Raw genomic sequence first — 25,630 nt, 5'->3', positions numbered from 1 at the left:
ATTTCAACATAAGGTGTTGCTTTTGTATACACTTTTTACACTAAACTTTAGTCCAAAATAAAATAATTTCCTTATTTTGACTACTGAATTCAAAATATTGTTCATCAAATACCTTGAAAGGCTTGACGAATGGTAGAAAAGAGTTACATGTATTCAATGATGAAGAAACGTAGCTATTCGGTAGAGTTTTAATATATAAAAAATACACCCGACACCTGAATATCATGGTACAATAACAGTATATAATAAAATATAAATTAGGAATAATAGAAATGGAAACTGCAAAGAAAAAATTCAGATATAGTATTCGTAAATTTAAAGTCGGTGTAGGCTCAGTGCTAATTGCCACTTGCTTACTTGGGGCTGGGGTCTCGACAACAACCGCTTTTGCAACGACAGTGACTTCGGAATCTACTCAAGTTGAAGCAACTCAGCCAACGGGAGAAACCGAGCCAACAGTACAGATTACTGGAACAGTAAGTACAGAAAATACGAATCTTGAATCAAAAGTTGCGCCAGAAGCTAAGGAAGAAGTTCCAGCAATATCAGAAACTCCAGTTGCTGAAAAGGCAGATCCAGAAGTGAAGTCTGCTGAACAAAATATAGCCTCTGAACCTGAAAAATCAGAAGAACCAACTCCTGCCCCAGCAGCCCTCACAAGCGAAGCTAAGGAAGAAATATCAGAGAATACCGAAGTTAAAAATTCACCTCTTCAAAATCTCAAAAAACTTGTAAAAGAGCTAGAAAGAGATTTGGAAGAGCTGGAGGTGTTTAGGGATTATACTAAATCAGATTATTCACTGCAAAAAGAAACTTGGGAATCTTTTTCAAGTGTTGGAGAGGCAGATATAAAACTTGCTCATACACTTGAAGAGGGGGATGCTAAGATTCAAAGTGTATATGGAAGATTGGCTGATTTTAAACACCATATTACGATGGAACGCTTGACGCGTGAAGTTGCTCAGTATCGCACTAAATATGCAGGTGATCAAAAAATTGAAGAAGAATATAAACAACATTTAGAGCAAAGAGAGGATAGCGGTACTTTTAGCCAAGAAGGAGATCCACTTAGAAGATCTGTCGAAAAATCAGAACAAGCACTCCAAAGGATTAAAGAGAGAGCTGAAGAAATAGAAGGCGATAACCTCAAAACAGAAGTTCCTAAGGAGGCACCTAGAGTAGCCGAAAAACCAAAATTAGATTTTAAAGTTCAAACACGAACAACATATCAATTTTTAGATTTCGAAACGAAAGAGCAGGAAGATCCAAACTTGCCACTTGGTGAGAAAGAGGAACGACAAAAAGGTGAGAGAGGCGAAGAGTCTGAGACTTATCAAGATGTGATTGTTGGTGATACAATTGTAGCAAGTACCCTCATTTCCAAAAAACGTAAAGATCCAGTTGATCATCTGATTGCAAAAGGTACTTTGGTAGAGAAACATCCCGATACAGCACCGACAGCTCCTGAAAAACCAAAATTAGAATTTACTGTCAAAGAGCGAGTAGAGCGAGAAATTTTGGATTATATGGTTGAAGAACAAGACGATGCTAGTTTGCCGCTCGGTCAAACAAAAGTGCTTCGTGAAGGTCAAAAAGGTGAATTGGTTAAGAAATATCAAGATGTGATTGTTGAAGGGAATGTCATAGCAAGTAATCTCCTTTCAGAAGACCGTAAAGCCCCAGTCAACCGTCTGATTGCAAAAAACATGTTAGTAGAGAAACATCCTGATACAGCACCGACAGCGCCTGAAAAACCAAAATTAGAATTTACTGTCAAAGAGCGAGTAGAGCGAGAAATTTTGGATTATATGGTTGAAGAACAAGACGATGCTAGTTTGCCACTTGGTCAGACAAAGGTTCTTCGTGAAGGTCAAAAAGGCGAATTGGTTAAGAAATATCAAGATGTGATTGTTGAAGGGAATGTCATAGCAAGTAATCTCCTTTCAGAAGACCGTAAAGCCCCAGTCAACCGTCTGATTGCAAAAGGCACATTAGTAGAAAAAACACCAGATATTACGTCGAAAGCTGAGGACGAGGCTCTAAAACCAATGGAACCAGAGGCTGATAAGCCGACTCCTTCAACACCGGAAGCACCAAAAACGGAAATGTCAGACGCTGAGCAACCAAAAGTGGACAAACCACAAATGGAAGCACCGAAAACTGATAAAGTAGAGTCTGACAAACAGATGCCAGAGGCTAAGCAACCAGAAATGGAGCAACCGAAAGCAGAAGACATGCCGAAGGAGGAAATGCCAAAGGCTGAGCAACCAAAAGCGGAAGACTCTGCACCTAAGACAGCAGTTCCAGAAGTCGCGCCAAAAACAGCGGAAAAACCAAAGCTAGACTTCATAACAAAAGAACGCAAGGTAGAAGAAGCTCTCCCTATCAAAGAAGAAATCAGATATGATGCAAGCCTAGCGCTTGGCAAATCATATCTTCTTCAAGAAGGAAAAGCTGGTAAAAAAGTATCTGTTTATCAAGATGTCATAGTTGATGGTAAAGTTGTCGCAACCAACCTATTATCAGAGACTGTTGTTGAAGGTCAAAATCATATCCTTGTAAAAGGTAGCTTGGAAATGAAGAAAGAAGAAGTAAAAACAACTCCTTCAGTACAATCGAATCCGACACTGAGTCACAAAGGTGCACCTTCTGCAAACAAAGCAACCCTACCTGCAACAGGTGAACAACGCAATAACCTAGCCTTAGTAGGCCTTGGTTTAGCTGGAATTAGCTTGGCAGTAGTCGCTACAGCTATAAACAAAAAATCTAAAGATCAGATCTAAACCATTATGAAACAGCGACAAAGAGGCCGGGCGGAAACGCCCAGCCTCTTTTTAGAACTGAAAATCAAATATTAGTGCGGTAAAATTAACTGTGATTGACTTAAATCAAGGTGGATTTGCCATTGAGAATTATCCCGAACAGTACACTCAAAGTCGGTGGTGTAGAGAATCAGCTCCAGCACATCGTCTTTTTTCAATTGGTAAATAGTCGGTTGCAGTTTCCAAGTCACATCCATCCACTGGTCAGGTACCACTTCCTCGACAGTCATCAGGTCGGTGCGGTTTTGTAAGTTCATAAAGCCCTTGGTCACCAAGCGTTGTGGCATCTCCACATAAGGCAATTCCAGCAGATTTTCTTGGGCATGGTAGCGACCGTTGTCTAGACTAAATCTTGCTTTAGGCGCAGGGATTGGGGCTAGGCGTTTTTTACTTCCCTTGTCCAATAGCTGAGCAGATAAGAGGCCTTTGGCTACACTAGAAGCTACACGGAGTTTCAACGTGACCTGTCCGTTGAGCAGGAGATCCTCCGTTACAGGCAGTTCGATGCTGACTTGGTTGGCCTTGCCTGCATAGAGGTCTTGGTGAAAGGCAGGATAGGATTTGCTGTAGCGGTCAAAATTTTCTTGGGCATACTGATTGGCAATGGTCTGGCTTCCAGTACCTAGTGGCAAGACAGCCTCGTTTTCACCACCAAAGGTGTCCAAGGTCGTCCAAGTTTGCTCACCGCTATTGTCCTGCCATATGACAGTTGGTAGTTGGTAGTTGTTCTGGTAGCCCAGCAGTTTTTGACTGAGCAGGGCGTTCATGGACTCACGGAAGTCGATAGACTGCCAGTTGTTCATATACACGTGGGCACCGTTGTGGAAGAAGAGGTGCTTTTTGATATGGCTTGGTAGGGCGTGAAACATATTCCAGACATGGATTGGCTTGACATTCCAGTCCTGTGAGCCGTGGGTAAAGACCACCTCACACTTGACCTTGTCAGCGTGGAGCAGATAATTGCGGTCATGCCAGTATTGATTGTAGTCGCCGCTGGTGCGGTCTAGGGCAGCTCGTTCTGCCGCCAGTCCTTTTTCGTAGGCCGCTTTATTGCGGAGAAAGTCGCCTGCTTGCAGACTCTTGGAGTAGGTCAGGGTGGTCAAGCTGTCCAGATCCTCGCCTGGATAGCCGCCAGGGCTGGTCACCAGCCCGTTTTCACGGTAGTAGTCATACCAAGAGGAAATTCCTGCTTCTGCGATGACGACTTCCAATCCGTCCACGCCAGTTGTTGCCAAGGCATTGGACATGGTACCGAGATAAGACAGTCCCGTCGTCGCCACCTTACCATTGGCCCAATCGGCCTTGACCTCAATCGAGCGAGTATGGTCTGTGTAGGCCTTGGTGCGACCGTTCAGCCAGTCAATCACCGCTTTATAGCCCTCTACCTGTTGGTAGTCGCCAGATGTCATGTAGCCAGTCGAGCCCAGAGTGCCGACCCCGGACACGTGGAGGCTGGCAAAGCCGCGAGCGAGGAAGTAGTCATTGAGGGAGTAAGAAGTAATGTGGCCCAGTCTTTCAGTGGCAGGGCTGACAGGCAGGTCTCGCTGGTCCAAGTCTAACTTGGTGATGCTGGACTGCTTGACTTGAATGGTACCGACTTGTTTTTCAGCCAGTTCCCCTTCCATCTTATGCAGGGCCTTATCGCTGGCTATATCGTTCACTCCTTGATGATAGGGACTGTTGGTAATCACCGCAGGGATTTTCCCGTCAAAGTGAGGACGGAGAATGGAAACCTTGACAATGTCAGTCTGTCCAGTCCCCGCCGTATCAACAGGTGTTTCGACATAGACCACCTCACGAATAAGGTTTTTAGTCGAAAAAGTTGCCAAGGATTTGCCGTTGAAGAAGTGGTAGCGATTGTCCTCTGGGATTAGGTCGTCGCTGACCAGCTGGTCAATCAGGGTATTGCCAGACTTGGTGCGAGTATTGAGGAGTTGGTAGAGGTTATCGATGACATCTCCGTAGACAATAGGAAACTGGCTGGTCTTGCGGAATTCCTCCACATCTGTATAGTCCACACCAGGCACGAAGCCTAGCAACTGAAAGGCCACTTGATAGAAAATCTGGTCTGTCAGCTCACGGTCAGACTGGAAGAAGGTCAGCAAATCTGTGTCCCAATCCGCAATCATGTTGGACAGGGCAAAGTCGGTGTTTGCCGTCAGGAAATGGCACTTTCTGACAAAGGTTTCTAAATTTGTCTTGCTACTTGCATTAGGAATCAGTTGAAATCCCAGAGAATCAAGTTCTTGCAAGTAGATAGAGGTCTCTTTTTTTATGAAAGAAAATTGATTAAAGCGCATAAATTCTCCTCTTTTTTAGGATAATAGTCTATAATAGCTATTATATCTGATAAGCCAGTGTTTGTCTAAAAATTATCAGTATATATAAAAATATTAATGTATAAAACGACGATACAATTAGTTGTAAAATGATGAAATTTTTTATACAATATTGTAGAATGACTGAGGAGTGAAATGTATCGTGTTGAGAAAAAATGAAGCTATAGTCCCTATTTTACGTATTAATAATAGGGCTATTAATCAAGGATTTTTAGAAGAAAATCTAGGAATGAAAACCAAGCTAGAAGATGGTCCTTTTGCTGATTTTGGAGATAGAACAAGTCCAGAAACGAAGCTCGTTTTGACAGAATCTCCCGGTAATCGCACCCGTGCTGTCGAAGGGCTTAAAAAACTGAATAAAATTGTGATAAAAGTAGATAATGCCTCTGAAATTGAAGCTTTGCTGGCGCAAGGTTCACAGTATAGTAAACTCTACCAAGGAAAAAATGGCTATGGTTTTGAAGCTGTGTCGCCAGAAGGAGACACCTTCCTTTTGCATGCAGAAGCGTCTCTTGATGACCTAAAAGCGATCCTTCCACCTGTTCCATTTAAGGTGCAGGATGACTTTTCTGGTCTGACTGCTTTTTCAGTAGAGTCTATTTGGCTTAATACCCCACAAGCTAGTATCAGCCAAGACTATTATGAGGCTATCCTACCTCAACAAGCCTTTTTGCGTTTTGTTGGAGCAGAAGGTAAGGATTTATTAACTCCTGCAGAACAAGTTTGGGATTTAGAAGGCTTGCGTTTTCCCGTCGAGCAGGACTTTGATTGGGTACATTTGGAAAGCCAGTTGGAAGGACCATTCTTTAAAGATAAAAAAGCAAGCTTTATCCAAACGGTTGACCCAAGTGGTATTGAATTGTGGTTCGAAAAATGAGACAAGTAATTTTAGACAAGGTTTCAGAGCAGATTGGGCAAGGAGTTTATCCTGGTGCCAGTCTGGCTCTTTTTTCTAAGGGTCAGTGGCAGGAATATTATTTAGGGACCCAGGATGGTCAGCTACCAGTTGAGGCAGGTTTGACCTATGATTTGGCGTCTGTTTCCAAGGTGGTTGGAGTAGGGACTCTTGCGACTTTTCTGGTTAATAGCGGAGCTTTGGAGTTAGATAGGACCTTGCAGTCTTATTATCCAGCCTTTCAGAATAGTCAGGTCACCATTCGGCAATTATTGACCCATACTAGTGGTATCGATCCCTTCATTCCCAATCGGGATAGTCTGGATGCCGACCAGCTCAAGGAAGCAATTTTGAAGATTACCGTAACGGATAAGAAAGATTTCCTCTACACAGACATTAATTTTCTCTTGCTGGGCTTTTTGTTGGAGGAACTAGGTAGAGACAGTCTAGACCAGCTGATTAGTCGAGACGTTCTAGAGCCCTTTGGCATGTCCCAAACCTCCTTTGGACCAGTCAGTCAGGCGGTGCCGACGGTGCGTGGCGTCAAGGCAGGTGTGGTGCATGATCCCAAGGCGCGTGTCTTGGGCCTCCACGTGGGAAGTGCAGGCCTCTTTTCGACCGTCAAAGATTTGGAAATCTTTTTGGAACACTATCTGACGGCTGACTTTGCGGCGAATTTAACGCAGGATTACGGTTTTGATGATAAGCGCAAGCGGTCTCTGGCCTGGGATAAGAAGGGGGACTGGTTGTCGCACACAGGCTATACGGGGACCTTTATCATGTATAATCGTCCCTTGCAGAAAGCTGCGATTTTTCTTTCGAATCGTACTTTTGACAAGGATGAGCGGGCCCAGTGGAAGTTGGATAGAAACCAGGTTATGGCCTTGATTCGGCAAGTTCTGGAGGAAGAAGAGGCTATTGACTAATACTCTTCGAAAATCAACATTATCCGTTGTCAAGAGCCTTGATGAGTGAAAAGCTCCAGTGGAGGTTTTCAGCCTGTTACCTTGAAATAAGAAAGTAACAGAGTTCTATCTTCGACTTCGTTTCTTAGGCTACTTTTGATTTTCATTGAGTATATAGTCGTTTAGTTTTTCTTTTATTGCTTCGACGAGTGAGGAAACATCGTTTCCTTATTTCCAATTTCAAATACTCCACTGGAGTATTTGAACTCGCTTTGCCGTACTCTGCAGGGGTGACTTGCTCCGCAAGTGCTATCTCCAACCTTGCACAGTCACTCGACTGTACAAGCTGTCTGCAGCTTGTTGCCTAGTACTAAAAGTAAACTAAAAGACTATAACTATCCTTCCGCAACACTCAGAAGATTTTTCGACATAGTAAAAAGGACCTGCATGTGCAAGTCCTTTTATGTTTGCTTGATTAGGCTTGGCCTGAAACTTCAGCAGCGTGGTCGTCCATTGAAAGAACTTCGTGGAAGACACGTTGAGTCAATTCAGTTTTTTGCTCTTTAGTGAGGTATTTAGTGTTTACGCAGTATCCAGAGATACGAACGATAACATCTTCACCTGCCATAATCTTGTCATAAACGTCGTTCAAGTCCATAACGTTCAAGTTGACGTGTTGACCACCTTGTTCGAAGTATCCGTCAAGGATTGTCACCAAGTTGTTCACTTGCTCATCGAATGTTTTACCAAGAGCTTTTGGTGAAACTTGAGTTGTCAATGAGATACCGTCGTTGGCATGTTTGAAGTTGAGTTTAGAAAGAGTGTTCAAGTTTTGCAACCAACCACCACGAGATTTAGAAGTTGGGTTGGCACCTGGTGGGAAGAATTCCACTTTAGAAGTGTTAACAGAACCATCTTCGTTGAGGAATACACCGCGGTGAACTGGTGAGTTGGCTGTTTGTTTAGAGTAAGCAACGTTTGAAGTGATTGTCAAGATAGACACAGTTGCTTCAGCATTCTTGTACAATTTGTGCTTGTTCAAGCGAGAGAAGAATGCTTCCATGAGCCATTTCGCGATGTCATCTACACGGTCGTCATCCTCACCATAACGTGGGAAGTCGCCAGTTACTTCGTAATCGTAGATGAAGCCATCTTCGTCACGGATTGGTTTCACTTGTGCGTACTTGATAGCAGACAATGAGTCAACAGTATTTGCGAAGCCACAGATACCGAAGCCCATGTTTGCACGAAGGTGAGTTGGCAAGAATGCCATTTGAACTGCTTCATAGTTGTACTTGTCAGTCATGTAGTGGATGATGTTCATAGCATCTACATAAGTGTCAGTCAACCAGTCAAGGGCTTTTTCAAAGTTGGCAATAACTTGATCGTAGTCAAAGATTTCAGAAGTATTTGGTTCAACACCATCGAACACTTTATAATCTTTGTGAACATCGTCGTAGCCGTTGTTCCAGCTTGAAAGAAGAGCTTTAAGAACGTTAACACGAGCACCGAAGTACTGAATGTTGTGGCGTTGGTCTTCGCTTTCTGGATCAAGTGGAGATACACAGCAAGAGATACATGACATTTCACCATAACCATCTTTCGCCATTGTTGTCACACCTTCGTATTGGATAGAAGAGTGTTTGTGGCTCATTGCCATACAGTAGCGACGGAATGAATATGGAAGTTGGTCTGACCAAAGAACTGTCAAGTTTGGTTCTGGAGAGTTACCGATGTTGTCAAGTGTGTTCAAGAAACGGTAGTCCATCTTAGTAACACGGTGACGACCGTCGTTACCCATACCTGCCATAGAGGTTGTCAAGAATGTTGGGTCACCAGAGTAGATTTCGTCGAAGGCTTTTGTACGAGCGAATTTCACTGTACGAAGTTTCAATACGAAGTCGTCAACAAATTCTTGGATTTCAGATTCAGTAAATGTACCACGAGCCAAGTCACGTTCTGCATAGATGTCAAGAACGATCGGTACACGACCAAGAGAAGTTGCTGCACCGTTGATAACACGACATACTGCCATGAAGGCGATATTTGTCCATTGGATAGCTTCTTTGGTGTTCATCGCAGGTTTGCGAACATCAACACCGTATAAGTCACCTAAGCGTACAACTTGTTGCAATGCTTGGTATTGAAGGTTGATTTCTTCACGAAGACGGATTGATTCTTCATCGATTTCAGTAATCGCATTCCAGTCAGCTACTTTTTCTTCCATCAAGTAGTCTGCACCGTAAAGTGCCAAACGAGCGTACATACCGATGATACGACCACGTGAGTATGCATCTGGAAGACCAGAAACGTGGTGTGAGTGACGAGCACGGCGGATGTCAGCTGTGTAGGCACGGAAGATACCGTCGTTTACAGTTGTAGCGTGTTTTGTATAGATTTCATGAAGGAGTGGGTCTGGAGTATAGCCGTTTTCGATAAGAGTTGTTTCAGCCATACGAATACCACCACGTGGCATGAAATTGAGTTTGAAGAGCTCATCGTTTTGGATACCGAAGATGAGTTCGTTTTCTTTATCGATGAAACCTGCTGGAATATCAGCGATAGAAGTAGCACGATCTACGTCCATTGGGAAGCGAGTGTCTTCGTAGCCAGCTTTTGTTTCTTCGATGATTTTTTTGATATGAAGTGAACGCTCAGTTGGGCCTGCGAGGAAGCTTTCATCTCCATCGTATGGAGTGTAGTTGGCTTGAACGAAGCGTGTTACACTTGCCTTATCTTGCCAATCTGTACCTTTAAAGCCTTCCCAGGCTTGGGCGAAAATGTCTTCAGCAACATTTTTTGTTTTAACTTTTGTTGACATGAGGGTTCTCCTTTTATGCTTTTGGGTATCGACTTTGTATCAATACCAACATGTCATCATTATACCATTTGAAAACACTTTCTACAAGACAAAAATACTTGAAAATAAATGAAAAACCTTTCAAGGAATATGAAAAAACTTGAAAGACAGAGTTGGTATTTTCAAAGTGAATTTCTGCTTGTATTTGTAATAAGGTGATAAGCTGTCGTTTATTGTATTGGTAAGATGGCTAGTTCAACGAATCTAAAGGCTGAAACTTCCTAAGAAATGCGGTATAATATAGCGAGTTAAACTTGAAAACAGGAAGAGGCAATCATGTTAATTTTTCCCTTAATCAATGATTTATCTAGAAAAATTATTCATGTAGATATGGATGCTTTTTTTGCTGCCATTGAGGTCAGGGATAATCCTGCTTTGAAGGGCAAACCTGTTATCATTGGGGCTGACCCAAGACTATCTGGCGGTAGAGGAGTGGTGTCTACCTGTAATTATGAGGCGCGTGCCTTTGGTATTCACTCGGCTATGTCCTCAAAAGAAGCTTATGAACGTTGTCCTCAGGCGATTTTCATTTCTGGCAATTATGAAAAATACCAGGAAGTTGGGCGACAGGTTCGAGAAATTTTTCATCGCTATACTGATTTGGTGGAGCCCATGTCTATCGATGAGGCTTACTTGGATGTAACAGAAAATAAGTTGGGCATCAGCTCTGCGGTTAAGATTGCCAAGCTTATCCAATACGATATTTGGAATGAATTGCATCTGACAGCTTCCGCAGGTGTTTCCTATAATAAATTTTTGGCAAAAATTGCCTCTGATATGGAAAAACCGCACGGTTTGACCTTGATTCTACCTGAAGATGCTGTTGGTATTCTCGCCTCCCTGCCTGTTGAAAAATTTCACGGTGTGGGGAAGAAGACGGTGGAACGCCTGCATGAGATGGGGGTCTACACGGGGCAAGATTTGCTAGATGTACCAGAAATGGTTTTGATAGATAGATTTGGGCGTTTTGGCTTCGACCTTTATCGGAAAGCGAGGGGCATTTCTAATTCGCCCGTTAAAGTGGACCGTGTTCGTAAGTCAATTGGAAAGGAAAGAACCTATCGCAAACTTCTTTATCGGGAGGAGGATGTCCTGAAAGAGCTAATCAGTCTCTGCCAACGGGTCGCAGCTAGTTTGAAGCGAAATGGAAAAAAGGGGCGAACAATTGTTTTAAAGGTACGTTATGGTGACTTTTCTACCTTGACGAAACGTCATAGTTTAGAGGTGTATACGGACCAGACGGAAACGATTGAGAAAGAGGTTCGTCAACTAATTGAAGAAATTGGGAAGATTGAAAAAGGGATTCGTTTGCTGGGTGTGACCGTGACCAATTTTCAAACTTGAGTTCTGTTTCAGTCTATGATAGACTGAAAAAAAGGAGAAGAGATGCAAATTTCAAGTAGATTTACCATTGCCAGCCATATCTTGGTTCTCTTGGCTCTGGAAGGAGAAAAAGAAAAACAGACCAGTACTAGCATTGCAGGCAGTGTCGGGGTTAATCCTGTCATTATAAGAAATATTTTGTCCCAACTCAAGGAGGTTGGTCTGGTAGAAGTAGCGCGTGGTGTTGGAGGTGCTCGCTTGGCACAGGTTCCAGACCAGATTACACTTTTGCACGTCTATCAGGCTGTGGAGTTGTTTGGAGAAAAAGGTCAATTATTCGCTTTTCATGAGCAACCCAATCCAAACTGTCAGGTAGGCCGCAATATTCATCCCCTGCTAGATAGTCGTTTGGAAAATGCTCAGTCGGCTTTGGAAAATGAACTTGCACAGACGACTATTGCTGATTTACTGGCGGAACTATAATTACATTTAATGAAAAGATCATCAGTTTGATGATTTTTTTAATTTTTGAATTGTAACGATTGACATTACAACAAAAATGATTTATACTCATGTTGTAAACGTAATCATTACAACAAAAGCAAGTGAGGTATCAATATGAAAATAGCTATTATTGCAGCGAATGGTCAAGCAGGTCAAACCATTGCAAAGGAAGCAGTAGAACGTGGTCATCAGGTGACGGCTATTGTCCGTTCTGAAAACAAGAGCGTAGCCCAAGAAGTGATCCAAAAGGATGCTTTTGCTCTTACCAAGGAAGACTTGGCAGGCTTTGATGTAGTAGTCAATGCTTTTGGTGCTTGGACACCAGAAACCTTGCCGGGTCACGCTCGTCTTGCGGAGCATCTAGCGACCATCCTTGCTGGTAGTCCAACTCGTCTTTTAGTAGTTGGTGGTGCAGGCAGTCTTTATTTAGACGAGAGCCAGACAGCTATGCTGAAAGATACACCAGATTTCCCTGCGGAATATCTGCCAATCGCTGAGGCTATGGGTGCTGGTCTAGACCTCTATCGTCAGGCGACAGCTATCAACTGGACCTATATCAGCCCTGCAGCCGATTTTGATGCGGAAGGCTCAAAAACAGGTGCCTACACTATTGCTGGCGAGGTTTTCCAAGTCAATACCCAAGGTGAAAGCTATATTAGTTATGCTGACTATGCTGTGGCTTTGGTTGACATTGCTGAAAAAGGTGGTTACCAGCAGGAACGAATTTCCGTATTTGCATAAAAAAAAATTAAATGGTCTAAAAGATAGTTTCCGTCGAGGAATTATCTTTTTATTTTTTTGTTTGTATATAGTATAATAATATAAAAATAAAAAGGAGACCGATATGATTCACTTGATTTGTCCCAATCCAGCTCTGGACCGTACGCTACTTGTTGAAAAAATTGAAAAGAATATTCCCCTGAGACCGACGGAAGTGAGGGATTATCCTGGTGGAAAAAGCTTCAACGTGGCCTATGCCCTCCGTGAAAACGGTGTGACAGACTACATCATTCATACTATTTTGGGTGGTCAGATTGGTCGCTATATTCAGGAGCTTAATGCTGATGGTGGAAGTACCCTGCGCGTGGTTGAAAATAGCCAGAATACTCGGACGTGTAATATCTATGTTGAAACCAGTACAGGCGATGTAGTACTATTTTATGAAAAAGGTTTTGAACTAACAGAGGATTTGCTCAACCAATTCACTCAGCAGATTGAAAATAGCCTGCAAGCTGGCGACATCCTAGTCTTTTCAGGCAGTCTGATGAAGGGGATGCCGGATGACTATATTCAGCAGTTTATTGAAAAATACCCAGAGGTGCTGACCATAGTGGACACCAGTGGACCAGCTCTACGTGCGGCTTATCAAGCTAGACCAGCCCTTATCAAAATCAATAATGAAGAGCTGAAAGATATTTATCCAGAGCTGGATGAAGAAAGCCCTGAAGCTATTTTAGGCATCCTGAAAGATGTAACCCCTCATGAGAACATCATCATTACCATGGGAGGTAAGGGTAGTCTGGCAAAAATAGGTCAGCGGTTCTTCCGAATTCAGTCACCTAAGAAAGAAACACGCAATCCTATTGCGGCAGGGGATTTCTACCTGGGCTTGCTAGTCAAGGGAATCAGTCAAGGTCAAGCCCCAGAAATCTTTTTGAAAGAAGCGGCAGCCTTTGCGACAGCGAATTGCCTCAACTATTTCCCAGAAGTCCAATCCGAGCAGTTTGCAGAAATTTTGGTGAAGGTAGTTTTCGAAGAGGTGTAATTATATTCTATTGGATTTTGGCTAATACTTTTTGAAATTCAAAAGCTACGCTCACTGTCTCGATTTGATGAGTGGGATGGGAAGGAATCTAGTTAAGTAAAAAAGCGAACAGAATCCCTGTTGGGCACAGAATTCTGTTCGCTTTTAATAATGTTACTTGAACTCTACTATTCTACCTTATCCAAGGTTACATATACATGAGGTTCTGATACCAGGTCGTAAACAGCTTCTACAGATGGGTCGAGGGGATTTCCCCACATAATGACTTTGTATTGTCCATCCTCTAGGATAAATCCAGGTGCAATTCTTCCACCTAGTCCAGTCACTCCTGGGAGGAGGGCAGAACCTTTGCCTTCAGCTCCACGGATAAGGTAGTGGTTTGGGCTATACTCTACTAGGTCGGTCACTCGAGCTGTGTAGGTGTGAATGAGATAGTCGCCTTCCTCATCTTCACTTTGACGAAAATCTTCGTAAGTCGTAAAGGTACCGTCTGCGCTGATAGTGACCTCAACATAACGGGCTTGTTGGCTGCTTCCTTGCCATTTTCCAACTAGACCATCTGGAATAGTGGTAGCAGGTAGGGTAAGGAGCTGAGTGTGTGTTGTTTCGGTACTTAGGATGCTCTCTTCGGCTTGAGAGCTCTGAGTTTCCTGGGTTTGCTGTTCTTGTTGTACTTCTTGACTAGCCTCTACTGATGAACTGGTTTCGGTTGTCGTTTCTTGGGAACTAGCAGGCTGGGAGGAGCTAGTTTGCTTGGTACTTGATTGACTAGTTTTGCTTGTAGCTGTCTCTGATTTACTTTCTTGCGTTTTTGATGTGCAAGCTGTTAAGAGACAGGTTACAGAAAGCAACAATACTGAGTAGTTGAATATCTTTTTCATTTGACTGACCTCCGTTTATACATTCCATTTATAAATAGAGTATAGCAAATAAAACCAAGTCTGTCAACATAGTTTTGTAATATTTGTAATATTTTTGTAACAAAAGAAATCTTTTTGTTACTTAATCTTGAAAAATTCCTCTATGTCTGCCTGCTCAATACCAATCATGGGGTCGATGGTTAGCAGGTTGTCCACTGTCAAAATGTATTCTGTGGGTTGTCCACTTGTTTTTTCTGGTTGGTCTTGGTCAAGAAGGGAGAGTTGTTGGCAGTTTCCTGTGATTGGCTCTGTTTGTTCTAGCCTATCTGACTGGGCAGGTGGCTGGGTTTGTTTGGCTGTGGCTGTTTTGCTTTCGTTGTTTTCAGTCAGGCTTTCCTTGCTGTCCTGCTCTGCCATTTCCCCTTGGAAACGTGGGACCAGATAGGTTTTGCGGAGGGTTCCGGCGTTTTTGACGGCGTAGTCGAAGGCGGAGATTTCGCCTAGGAGGATGAGCTTGCTCTTGGAGCGGGTGATGGCGGTGTAGACCAGATTGCGCTGGAGCATGCGGTGGCTTGTGCGGGTGATGGGGAGGATGACGACCTGAAACTCACTACCTTGGGACTTGTGGATGGACATGGCGTAGGCCAGGGTAATCTTGTACCATTCATTGCGGGGATAGGTAACCTCGCTACCGTCGAAGTTGATGGTAATCTCGTCCTGCTTTGAGTCGGTGTACTTGGCAGGCAGGAGGTCGGTGATGTAGCCCAAATCACCATTGAAGACATTGGCCTCGGCATCGTTGACCAGATGGATAACCCGGTCACCTTGGCGGAAGGCTTGCTCGTTGTGGAGAAATTCCAGCTCTCCATCTTCTAGGGGATTGAGCAGGGCCTGGGTCATGGTGTTGAGCTGGTCAATGCCTGCGGCACCGCGGTACATGGGTGCGAGGATTTGGACCTCGTTTGCAGGGATGCCTGACTTGATAGCTGCACCGACAATGCGTTTAATCAGGGCTGGAATTTGTTCGTTTTGCGCTTCAAAATAGGAGCGGTCAGCCTTTTTCTCACGGAAATCGCTCGGCAGAGCTCCTTGGCGAATCTGGCTGGCTAGGGTAACAATAGTCGAATCATCGGATTGACGGTAGATGCGTTCCAGAGTGATGCTGGGTAGCTTGTCAATTTTTAAGAGATCTGCTAGAACCTGACCGGGACTGACAGAAGGTAATTGCTCCGCATCGCCGACAATCAGAACTTGGGTCTGGGAGGAGATGTTCTGGAAGAGCTGGTTTGCCAACCAAGTATCTACCATAGAAAACTCATCCACGATGATAAAGTCGGCATCCAAATAATCATCACGGTAGGATTCTTCCTGTCCTTCTACCAGACCGAGATGGCGGTGGATGGTGGCAGAAGGCAGGCCTGTCAACTCATTCATCCGTCTGGCTGCTCGTCCAGTTGGAGCGGCTAGGAGGACAGGGCATTCTTCTCGGTTGCGAGTCAGGTCAATCTTATGCAAGATGGCATAGACCGCGATAATACCGTTGATAACCGTAGTTTTTCCTGTCCCTGGTCCGCCTGTCAGAATGAAAAGCGGATTGGTAATAGCTTGGACGATGGCTTCTTTTTGAATGTCATCGTAGGTCAGGGAAGACATACTTTCCAGCTCTGCTATGGCAGCCTCAACGTCTGCGCGTGGAAAGGGCTTGAAACCATTTTTCCCCATCAGGCGGGTTAGGTTTTTATGTATACCGTGTTCGGCAAAGTAGAGGCTGTTGTCAAAAATCTTTGTGCCTTCTTGCTGTACCTTGTCGTCTGCAATCAATCCCGTCAATTCTTTGGCAACTGCGGCAGGGTCCAGCTCTGTATGGCGGGATTTTTCCAGCAGTTCAAGGGTTGCTTCCAGCAAATCTCTAGCCTCCACATAGGTATCGCCTGTTTCCATGGAGCGATGAATGAGACTAAAGAGCATACCAGCCCGAAAGCGTTGGGGGGAATCGCTGGCAATTCCCAAGTTTTCCGCAATCCTATCGGCAATGGTGAAGCCGAGGCCCTGGACATCTTCGACCAGTTGATAGGGATTTTCTTCAATAATCTGAAGTGTTTTTTCCTTATACTGGTCTTGGATTTGAAAGGCCAATTTATTGGGAATGCCATACTCGGCTAGTTTTGCCAAAATCAGCTCGGTGCCATAATTGAGGCGGAGTTTCTCCACAAATGCCTGCATATTCTTGCTGGATAGGCCTGTGATTTGGGTTAGTTTTTCAGGTTCAGCTAAAATCTTATCAATGGTATCCTCGCCATAGAGCTCAACGATTTTTTCAGCTGTTTTACGTCCAATTCCCTTGAAATGCTCGCTGGAGAAATACTTGACCAGACCAGCTGAGGTAGGCTTGCTGCGTTCGTAACGCGAAATTTGCAGCTGCTGACCATACTTGGGATGGGTGACCAGATTGCCATAGAAACGATAGTCTTCTCCTTCAATGACATCGGCAATCGTTCCGGTCACAATAATTTCGTAGTCATCATAGTCTGCGTCTGTCTCCTCGATTTCAAGGAGAAGGATTTTATAAAAATTACTAGGATTTTCAAAAATAATCCGGTCAATAGTACCGGTAAAATAAACTTCATTCATAGAAAATAGTTCCTAAAATAGTGAAAAAAGAAGTTTGGAACGGATTGCTCCAAACTTGTTTGTATTAATCAACAGTCCCAATACGATTGAAAGGCCACATGCGAAAGACAACTTCTCCTTTGATGTTTTCACGGGAAAATGTTCCTACACTACGACTATCTAGTGAGACAAGGCGGTCATCTCCCATCAGGTAGTATTGTCCTTCTGGGACTGTCACGGTAAAGTCTACGTAACCATTGGCATCTTGTGTGAAAGCTTCAGCAGATTGGGCCACAGCTTGGAATTGTTTGTTGTAAGAATAGACTTCTTGAAGTTTATCTTTCTGGAATGCAGCGAGATATTCATCTAAGTAAGGCTCGTTCACTTTTTGGTCGTTAACATAGAGGACATCGTTTTCATAGCGAATGGTGTCACCTGGCATACCAATCACACGTTTGACAATCAGTTTTTCCTTGCCATCGCTGTCTGTTTCGCTGGCTACAACAATATCAAAGCGGTCGATAGAGGTCGTTTTTAGCATGATGAGTTTTTCTTGGTGTTGAAGCGTTGGGTCCATGGAATGGCCATCGACAGATACAGGATCCCAGATAAAGTAACGACTGGCAAAAAAAGCTGCCATAAACAGTAAAAAGATGCCCCATTCAGCTAAGAAGGCGACTAGTGGTGAGCGTTTTGTTTTTTGGATTGCTCCCATATTTTTTCCTCATTTCAATAATTTTTGTGCTTTTTGCGTATTGGCAAAGTGGAGTTTGGCAGTTTGGTTGAGACCAGCCATGCCATATTGTTTTAAGATGCTTGCTGCGACTTGGTCGGATTTACTGCCCGCACCAGACGGTAGATTCATCCCAACTAGTTGACCAAGCTGGACAAGATTTTCTAAAAACATAGCTCTAGCAATAATAGAAGATACTGCCACAGCCAGATACTTGCCCTCAGCCTTTTCTTCTAGAGTGACGGGGTTGGCAAATTGATTGGCTTCCTTCTTCAAGTACTTTTGATAGTTTTGACTAGAAGTGAAGGCGTCAATGACAATCTTCTCAGGCTGGACACCCTTCTGTAAGAGTAGGAAAATAGCCTGATTGTGTAGGGCGACCTTGACAGACACCGCATTGTAGCCTTGCTCGATGACTTCGTTGTATTTTTTCGGTGACAATAGCAGAGCTTGGTGGGGGATTTTCTCTTTTAAGAGAGGGGCGATTTGGCAGATTTTTTGGTCTGTCATTTTCTTGGAATCATCCACACCAAGCGACTTGAGAAAGGCATGGTCTTCTGGGCGGACAAAACTAGCAACGACTGCCAAACCTCCAAAATAAGACCCGTTTCCAACCTCATCTGTACCAATCATGGGCAGGTTTTGACCAGGTATGGTTGTCTGTCCAGACTTTTCTGGCTCATAGCCCCAGAGCCCTGCTTCCTGCTCTGCCATTTCCCCCTGAAAAACGACTTTTCCAGAAGTGTAGATGGACAGGCTGGCACCGGTCAGTTTGAAAAATGCTTCTATGTAAGGATTTTTGCTGGTCTGCCGATAGCGGTCATAGTGAGCCATCATGGCTTGTTTTTGCTGGGCAGATGCCTTTAGTACAACGGTATTCATGTTCTTATTGTAACACAAATGCTAGTTAGAGTGTGCAGAAAAGGGTGGAATTTACTATAATGGTAGAAGAAAGTGAGGTACACTATGGAAGTGCAAATGAAGTATAAATGGGCGACTCTGGGAACAGGTGTCATTGCCAACGAATTGGTTCAGGCCTTGCAGGCTATGGGTGGAAATCTTTATTCGGTAGCTAACCGTACCTATGACAAGGGTGTGGAATTTGCGCAAAAATATGGCATCGAGAAAGTTTATCGAGAAATCGATGAAGTCTTTGAGGATCCTGAAGTAGACATTATCTACATTTCTACGCCTCACAATACCCATATCAATTATTTGAGAAAGGCTTTGAAGGCTGGAAAGCATGTCCTCTGTGAAAAGTCTATTACGCTTAATTCAGAAGAATTAGCAGAAGCCATTCAACTGGCAGAAGAAAATCAGGTTATCCTGGCAGAAGCCATGACCATTTTCCATATGCCAATCTATCGTCAGTTGAGCCAAGTGGTTGCCAGTGGCAAGCTTGGTGCTTTGAAGATGATTCAGATGAACTTTGGTAGCTACAAGGAATACGATATGACCAACCGCTTTTTCAATAAAAACTTGGCAGGCGGTGCCCTCTTGGATATTGGTGTCTACGCTCTGTCCTTTGTCCGTTGGTTTATGACGGAAAAGCCAAGCCAGGTTTTGTCCCAGGTTAAATTGGCTCCAACTGGTGTGGACGAGCAGGTAGGGATTTTGCTCAGCAATGATGCAGGAGAAATGGCGACCATCGCACTGACCCTCCATGCCAAACAGCCAAAACGTGGAACGATTGCCTACGATAAAGGCTACATCGAGCTTTACGAGTATCCTCGTGGTCAGAAGGCAGTCATTACCTACACAGAAGATGGTAGTCAAGAAGTAATCGAAGCGGGCGAGACAGCCAAGGCCCTTTCTTATGAAGTTGCGGATATGGAAAAAGCTGTCGCAGGCATCGAAAACACCATGCACCTAGCCTACACCCAAGATGTCATGGAGATCATGACCCAACTCCGTAAAGAATGGGGCTTGGTTTATCCTGAAGAAATGTAGGGATTTGACTAATCCGAAAATAGAAATGAGAGTGAGTTAGTAGCCAATTATTGGATTACTGCCTTACTCTTATTTTTTTACTTATACTCTTCGAAAATCCAGACGTTGTTGACTTGATTTGGTAAACGTTCGTTCTATCTGCATCTGCGTCGCCGAATCTGTTTTTGGTTTTCATTGAGTATTATCTAAATAATATGACAGTCAGATGACATTTATATTGATTGTGTGACAGAAAAGTCCTAAGATTACATAGTGGAGACAGTTTATTTAAAAGAGCGGTTGAAGGCTTGTTTTTCAGATTTAATTTAGATAAGATAGAACCATCTCAAAAATAAAGAAGGAATAAGATTATGAAACGTAAGAGAACAAATAAACCACAACATATGCGTCGCAAGAGAAAAACACCCATTATGAAAAACAATAAGAAGATGTTATACACATCTTCATTGGCTCTTTCCCTCTTTAGTACAGGGATGATTTCGACAAATGTTTTAGCCCTCGAATGGGCTCCACGTACTGTTTCTGAAATTAGCCCAGAAATTGTCCAAGAAGAAGGAAAGATGACCTATACTGTTCAGTATGGGGATACCTTATCAGCCATCGCGTCAGCTATGAATATTGATATGGACTTGCTGGCGAAAATGAATCAAATTGCAGATGTCAACTTGATTTTCCCTGATACGGTACTGACGACGACTGTTGACCAAAACAATCAAGTGACTCAGGTTGAGATTGAAGCTCCTGTTCAGGGAAACACAAATGAGACCGTTCAGGCAACTGTTGACCTAACAACCAATCAAGTAACGGTTGAGGATACGGTTATTCCGTTGGATCAAATTTCATCAGTTACTGACTCAGCACCCGTAGAGGAAGTTGTAGAACAGCCTGTAGAAGAAGTTGTAGAGCAGCCTGTAGTAGAAGCGCCTGTAGAGGAAGTTGTAGAGCAGCCTGTAGAGGAAGTTGTAGAGCAACCTGTAGTAGAAGCGCCTGTAGAGGAAGTTGTAGAGCAACCTGTAGTAGAAGCGCCTGTAGAGGAAGTTGTAGAACAGCCTGTAGTAGAAGCACCTGTAGAAGAAGTTGTAGAACAGCCTGTAGTAGAAGCACCTGTAGAGGAAGTTGTAGAGCAGCCTGTAGTAGAAGCACCTGTAGAGGAAGTTGTAGAACAGCCTGTAGTTGAAACTCCACAAGTGACAGCCCTATCAACCACTACAACAAGTACAAGTGCTTATGATGTTGGTTTGCAACCTCAGGTAGCAGCCTTCCGCGCAGAAGTGGCAAATGCCTTTGGTATTACCTCATTCTCTGGTTACCGTGCAGGTGATTCAGGAGACCATGGTAAAGGTCTGGCAATTGACTTTATGGTGCCTGAGAGCTCAGCTCTAGGAGATCAAGTGGCAGCTTATGCAGTTGCAAACTTAGCTTCTAAAAATATCAACTACATCATTTGGAAACAGCGTTTCTATGCGCCGTATGACAGTATCTATGGTCCAGCCTATACATGGAACCTGATGCCAGACCGTGGTAGCGTTACAGAAAACCATTACGATCATGTGCATGTATCTTTTAATTAGACTTACAAAAATAACCGTTTCAGCCTTATCTGAAACGGTTATTTCTTTATATGTAGTAATATAGTCGAATGAATTAACTTTCAAACAAGTCACTTTCGTAGAGTACGGCAAGCCGAAAGTGACGACAAAGTTAATTCAAATGACTATAAAAGAAGAAACAGCCATCTCCCCCCAGATAGCTGTTTCGTGCGCAAATCACAGTATAAAATATATTCCTAAAAGAAACCTTAAACCAAGAACTTGCCTTCACAAGTAACATACTGAGCTGTGAAGGTAGGTTCTAATTTTAGGAAAATTAAAATTGACATGTAGAGTGTTGTTTTCGGATGCTTTATCGTTTATTTAACTTGAATCGCCAATGCTTGGTAAGGTTTGAGAATGATTTTTTTGCCTAACTTGCTGTCAGGATAGTTGCTGATGAGGACTTGACCGTGGGCGTAGTCGTCTGCCAGGTCTAGTTCAACCTCTTCTGCGAAGAAATTGTTGAGGACTAGTAGTTTTTCACCGTTCAGCAAGCGTTCAAAGGCATAGACTTTCTGGCTATCCTTGTAGGCTGCCTTGTAATCCCCTTCTGAGATGAGGGGGAGTTCTTTTCGGAGTCGAATCAACCCTTGATAGAAGGTAAAGATTGGGCCTGTTTTTTCATTTTCAACGTTAATCGTTTGGTAGGATTTGCCAGCCTTTAGCCAAGGAGTTCCTGTTGAGAAGCCTGCATTGTCAGAAGCGTCCCATTGCATCGGGGTGCGGGAATTGTCACGGGACTTGGCCTGGATAATCTTGAAGGCCTGCTCAGGTGTGTGACCTTGGTCCAAGAGCATCTGGTAGGCATTGATAGACTCGACGTCCACGTAGTCGTCCATGCTGTCGTAGTCGGGGTCAATCATGCCGATTTCCTCGCCCATGTAGATGTAAGGGGTGCCGCGTGATAGGTGGATAGAAGCGGCCAACATGGTTGCTCCTTCCTTGCGGAAATTCTCTACATCAACAAAGCGGTTGAGGGCACGAGGCTGGTCGTGGTTGTTGTAAAACAGGGCATTCCAGCCGTTTCCGACTGACATCTCTTCGCCCCAAGTGTGGAAGAGGCGTTTGAGTTCCTCAAAGTCAAAGTCCATAATGGTCCATTTTTGCCCGTCCCTGTAGTCCACTTTCAAGTGATGGAAGTTGAAGGCCATGGACAATTCTTCCCGCTCAGGAGCTGTGTAGAGAATGCAATTTTCAATGGTGGTGGCAGACATTTCCCCAACGGTCATGAAGCCTTTTTCTGCTCCAAAAGTAGCATTGTTCATCATCTTGAGGTAGTCGTGGGTGATTGGCCGGTCGGTGTAGGCTGGCTTGCCGTCGTTGACTGGGCAATCTTCAAGGACTTCATCCTTGCCAATCAGGTTGATAACGTCGAAGCGGAAGCCCTTGACACCCTTGTCTTTCCAGAAGTTGACCACCTTGAAGAGTTCGTCGCGAACATGAGGATTTCGCCAATTGAGGTCGGCTTGGGTCACATCAAAGAGGTGGAGGTAATATTTCCCGGTGTCGCCAAAAGGTGCCCAAGCATTGCCACCAAACTTGGAAACCCAGTCAGTTGGCTGGTCACGCAGGATAAAGAAATCCTGGTAGTACTTGTCGCCAGCGAGGGCTTTTTGGAACCATTCGTGGTCTGTCGAGCAATGGTTAAGAACCATGTCCAACATGAATTCGATGCCCAATTCTTTGCCGACAGCCACCATTTCTTCAAAGTCAGCCATGGTGCCAAAATCATGATTGACGGCTGTATAGTCGGAAATGTCATAGCCGTTGTCCCGTTGAGGACTTGGGTAGAAAGGGTTGAGCCAAATCATATCAATGCCTAGCTCTTTTAGATATGGAAGTTTTTCAATAATCCCACGCAGGTCGCCGACACCATTTCCAGTTGTATCCTTGTAAGATTTTGGGTAGATTTGATAAACAACCTTTCGTTTGTCTATTGTCATTTTGCTCTCTCTTTCTTAATTTTTTCCTTCTTGCATAAGCAATGATAGGGAGTGGGAAAGAACTCGACTAAGTCAAAAAGAGTTCGTCAACAAGTCTTTATTTCTAGTTGTTGAGCTGAAACAGTCTATCCCCAGACTGTTTCACTCCCACCCCCGCATAGCTCCAAAGGTTCGGGGAACCTTTGGAGGTTGGAGATGAAGCGAACTTTGTTCGCAACAGTCGTGATGGTCAGATTTGGAGTGTGAAACACGAACAAATCTGCCAATCAACCACTGCGCTGAGATGTTGACACGAACACTGAGAAGTGGGCCAGGGCTTTTTGCCCAGCCTCCTAGAACATTAATTCTTTGTAACTGTCAGAATAGCTTCGCCTTGCGAGATGGCACGAGGAAGATTTCCGATAACTTGAGTGTCAAAGTCAGTTTGGTTGGTCACGATAACTGGTGTTTCAGCAATAAGACCGGCAGCCTTAATGACATCGATGTCAAAGCTAATCAATTTATCACCAGCTTTTACCTTGTCACCTTGTTTGACATGGGCTGTGAAGCCTTTGCCTTCCAATCCAACAGTATCTATACCAATGTGCATAAGGAGCTCAACTCCGTTTGTAGCAGTGATACCAACAGCATGGTTAGTTGGGAAGAGGACAGATACTTCACCATCGACTGGAGCAACCAAGATACCTTCGCTTGGATCAATAAGGACACCCTGTCCCATGACACCTGAAGCAAATACAGGGTCAGTAGCTTGTGACAATTCTTTGGCTTGACCAGTAAGTGGGCTAATCAATTCGATAGCAGCGCCAGTTTCAACAACTGCTTCAGCTGGGGCTACAACTTCTTCAACAGTTTCTTCTTTTTTTGAAAATGCACCTGTACGTTTGAAAACAGCTGTCAAAATCATTGGGACAACAATCGCAACAATCATTGTCATAAAGAATGCACCCCAGTATTCAGCCTTAATAGACAAGATACCTGGAAGACCACCGATACCGATAGAAGCAGCTTGGATATTGAAGGTTACAGAGAGTAAGCCTGCGATACTTGAACCAATCATAGCAGCTACGAATGGGTAAATGTATTTTACGTTGACACCAAAGAGAGCTGGTTCAGTAACACCTAGGTAGGCAGAAATAGTTGCAGGAAGTGAAATCTGAGCTTCTTTCTCATTGTGACGGTTCATGAGGAAGTAGGCAAATACTGCAGAACCTTGAGCGATGTTAGAAAGAGCAATCATTGGCCAGAGACCAGTTCCACCAGCATCCGCAATCAATTGTGTATCGATGGCGTTTGTCATGTGGTGAAGACCAGTGATGACGAATGGTGCATAGAGGGCACCGAATACCGCACCGAAGAGCCATTTCAATGGGCCAGTCAAACCTGCCAATACGATAGTTGACAACCATTGACCGATTGTCCAACCGATAGGACCAAGGACAGTGTGAGCCAGGATAATAGCTGGAAGAAGTGATAGGAATGGTACGAAGATCATTGAGACCACTTCTGGAACAACCTTACGCCAGAAGATTTCCAGATAAGAAAGTGCCAAACCTGCAAGGAGGGCAGGGATAACTTGCGCTTGATAACCGATACGGGCAATACTAAATGCACCGAAGTTCCAAGACCAGTCGCTGGCAATGGTTGCTGCATCTGTACCAGGTACAGCATAAGCGTTGAGCAACTGAGGAGAAACCAAACAGATACCAAGGACGATACCAAGGATTTGTGAAGTTCCCATTTTACGAGATACAGACCAAGTGATACCTACTGGCAAGAAGTGGAAGATGGCTTCACCTGGCAACCAGAGGAAGTGATTGACACCATTCCAGAAAGGAGAAACCTGAACGATGGTGTTCCATACAGGGTTACCGTCAGCGTCAAAGACCAACTGCCCGTCTTTCATGGCTTGTCCCAACCACTCCATCTGAACGCCTTCCAAGACGTTACGGAAACCAAGAATCAAACCGCCGACGATAAGGGCAGGGATGATTGGAGTGAAGATTTCCGCCAGCATAGTCATAACACGTTGGATGGCATTTTGGTTACTTTTAGCGGCTGACTTAGCAGCTTCTTTTGATACGCCTTCGATACCAGACACAGCTGTAAAGTCATTGTAGAAGATTGGTACATCGTTACCGATGATGACCTGGAACTGACCAGCGTTGGTGAAGGTTCCTTTTACTGCTGGAATGTCTTCGATGACTTTTACGTTTGCTTTTTTCTCATCTGCAAGAACAAAGCGCATGCGTGTTGCACAGTGTGTTACTGCATTGACATTCTCTTTTCCGCCAATAGCTTCTAGGAGCTGTTTGGCTTCTTTTTCAAATTTTCCCATATATTTTTCCTTCTAGACGGCTTATGGAATCCGTCACCCTATATTTTTTAGACATCTCCCAAAAGTATGTCTTTTCTGAAATTTGTACGGACAAATTTCCTTTGTGTAGTTATTGTATCCGATTTCAAAAAATAATGCAAGCGTTTTTGCTTAGTTTTTTTTAATTTTGAAATGAATTTTGTTATAATGTTGAT

General features: G+C 43.9%; 17 protein-coding genes. 9 read left to right on the top strand and 8 right to left on the bottom strand.

The window, feature by feature from the left end; translation table 11 throughout:
* The first annotated feature begins 272 nt into the window (after positions 1-272).
* The gene (locus tag K5Q22_RS06055; protein ID WP_205013819.1) at positions 273-2,783 is read left to right on the top strand and encodes a G5 domain-containing protein; all 2,511 of its coding nucleotides are present in this window, start codon (positions 273-275) and stop codon (positions 2,781-2,783) included.
* A 71-nt stretch (positions 2,784-2,854) separates the two neighbouring features.
* On the opposite strand, the gene K5Q22_RS06050 is transcribed toward K5Q22_RS06055, so the two are convergent.
* The gene (locus K5Q22_RS06050) at positions 2,855-5,122 is read right to left on the bottom strand and encodes a Xaa-Pro dipeptidyl-peptidase (RefSeq protein WP_205013821.1); all 2,268 of its coding nucleotides are present in this window, start codon (positions 5,120-5,122) and stop codon (positions 2,855-2,857) included.
* 181 nt (positions 5,123-5,303) lie between these two features.
* On the opposite strand from K5Q22_RS06050, the gene K5Q22_RS06045 reads away from it, so the two are divergent.
* Together K5Q22_RS06045 and K5Q22_RS06040 are read left to right on the top strand one after the other, a co-directional pair.
* Entirely contained in the window at positions 5,304-6,038 is a 735-nt protein-coding gene (locus tag K5Q22_RS06045; protein ID WP_105120238.1) for a CppA N-terminal domain-containing protein, read from the top strand.
* Positions 6,035-6,982: a serine hydrolase domain-containing protein gene (locus K5Q22_RS06040; protein WP_205013823.1), complete on the top strand. Its 948-nt coding sequence runs from the start codon at positions 6,035-6,037 to the stop codon at positions 6,980-6,982. Before K5Q22_RS06045 ends, K5Q22_RS06040 begins: the two co-directional genes overlap by 4 nt.
* Positions 6,983-7,436: 454 nt before the next feature.
* Here the strand turns inward: K5Q22_RS06040 and pflB are convergent, their stop codons facing one another.
* The gene (gene pflB, locus K5Q22_RS06035; protein ID WP_023369171.1) at positions 7,437-9,782 is read right to left on the bottom strand and encodes a formate C-acetyltransferase; all 2,346 of its coding nucleotides are present in this window, start codon (positions 9,780-9,782) and stop codon (positions 7,437-7,439) included.
* Between the two features lie 315 nt (positions 9,783-10,097).
* Here pflB and dinB point away from each other — a divergent pair, with 315 nt between their 5' ends.
* The 4 genes from dinB (at position 10,098) to K5Q22_RS06015 (ending at position 13,413) form a co-directional block, all read left to right on the top strand.
* Positions 10,098-11,165 (top strand): DNA polymerase IV, encoded by a 1,068-nt coding sequence (gene dinB / locus K5Q22_RS06030; protein ID WP_014637367.1) that lies wholly within the window; start codon positions 10,098-10,100, stop codon positions 11,163-11,165.
* Between the two features lie 42 nt (positions 11,166-11,207).
* Entirely contained in the window at positions 11,208-11,627 is a 420-nt protein-coding gene (locus K5Q22_RS06025; protein WP_205013825.1) for an Rrf2 family transcriptional regulator, read from the top strand.
* Between the two features lie 135 nt (positions 11,628-11,762).
* Positions 11,763-12,389 (top strand): NAD(P)-dependent oxidoreductase, encoded by a 627-nt coding sequence (locus tag K5Q22_RS06020; RefSeq protein ID WP_205013827.1) that lies wholly within the window; start codon positions 11,763-11,765, stop codon positions 12,387-12,389.
* Between the two features lie 103 nt (positions 12,390-12,492).
* Positions 12,493-13,413: a 1-phosphofructokinase family hexose kinase gene (locus K5Q22_RS06015; RefSeq protein WP_205013830.1), complete on the top strand. Its 921-nt coding sequence runs from the start codon at positions 12,493-12,495 to the stop codon at positions 13,411-13,413.
* 167 nt (positions 13,414-13,580) lie between these two features.
* Here K5Q22_RS06015 and K5Q22_RS06010 read toward each other — a convergent pair whose 3' ends face one another.
* The 4 genes from K5Q22_RS06010 to rnhC all read right to left on the bottom strand — a co-directional run bounded on the left by K5Q22_RS06010 (position 13,581) and on the right by rnhC (position 18,498).
* Complete coding sequence (locus K5Q22_RS06010; protein ID WP_205013832.1) at positions 13,581-14,294, bottom strand: hypothetical protein; 714 nt, start codon at positions 14,292-14,294, stop codon at positions 13,581-13,583.
* Positions 14,295-14,411: 117 nt separating this feature from the next.
* On the bottom strand, positions 14,412-16,904 hold the full coding sequence (locus K5Q22_RS06005) for an ATP-dependent RecD-like DNA helicase (protein ID WP_205013834.1): 2,493 nt from the start codon (positions 16,902-16,904) through the stop codon (positions 14,412-14,414).
* 64 nt (positions 16,905-16,968) lie between these two features.
* Complete coding sequence (lepB, locus tag K5Q22_RS06000) at positions 16,969-17,598, bottom strand: signal peptidase I (protein ID WP_205013836.1); 630 nt, start codon at positions 17,596-17,598, stop codon at positions 16,969-16,971.
* Positions 17,599-17,607: 9 nt separating this feature from the next.
* Positions 17,608-18,498 (bottom strand): ribonuclease HIII, encoded by an 891-nt coding sequence (rnhC, locus tag K5Q22_RS05995; RefSeq protein WP_024400395.1) that lies wholly within the window; start codon positions 18,496-18,498, stop codon positions 17,608-17,610.
* 84 nt (positions 18,499-18,582) lie between these two features.
* Between rnhC and K5Q22_RS05990 the strand changes: the two genes are divergently transcribed.
* Both K5Q22_RS05990 and K5Q22_RS05985 read left to right on the top strand, forming a co-directional pair.
* Entirely contained in the window at positions 18,583-19,566 is a 984-nt protein-coding gene (locus K5Q22_RS05990; protein WP_205013838.1) for a Gfo/Idh/MocA family protein, read from the top strand.
* Positions 19,567-19,916: 350 nt separating this feature from the next.
* The gene (locus K5Q22_RS05985) at positions 19,917-21,137 is read left to right on the top strand and encodes a LysM domain-containing protein (RefSeq protein WP_205013840.1); all 1,221 of its coding nucleotides are present in this window, start codon (positions 19,917-19,919) and stop codon (positions 21,135-21,137) included.
* A 338-nt stretch (positions 21,138-21,475) separates the two neighbouring features.
* On the opposite strand, the gene treC is transcribed toward K5Q22_RS05985, so the two are convergent.
* Positions 21,476-23,101, bottom strand: a complete 1,626-nt coding sequence (treC, locus tag K5Q22_RS05980) for an alpha,alpha-phosphotrehalase (RefSeq protein ID WP_205013842.1) — start codon at positions 23,099-23,101, stop codon at positions 21,476-21,478.
* Between the two features lie 340 nt (positions 23,102-23,441).
* Positions 23,442-25,436: a PTS system trehalose-specific EIIBC component gene (gene treP, locus K5Q22_RS05975; protein WP_205013849.1), complete on the bottom strand. Its 1,995-nt coding sequence runs from the start codon at positions 25,434-25,436 to the stop codon at positions 23,442-23,444.
* Positions 25,437-25,630 lie beyond the last annotated feature (194 nt).

It is taken from the genome of Streptococcus sp. 2018162, assembly GCF_019754175.1.
GTDB lineage: Bacteria > Bacillota > Bacilli > Lactobacillales > Streptococcaceae > Streptococcus > Streptococcus hashimotonensis.
Note: the sequence above shows the minus strand (reverse complement) of the source record. Positions and strands in the feature narration are given on the sequence as shown.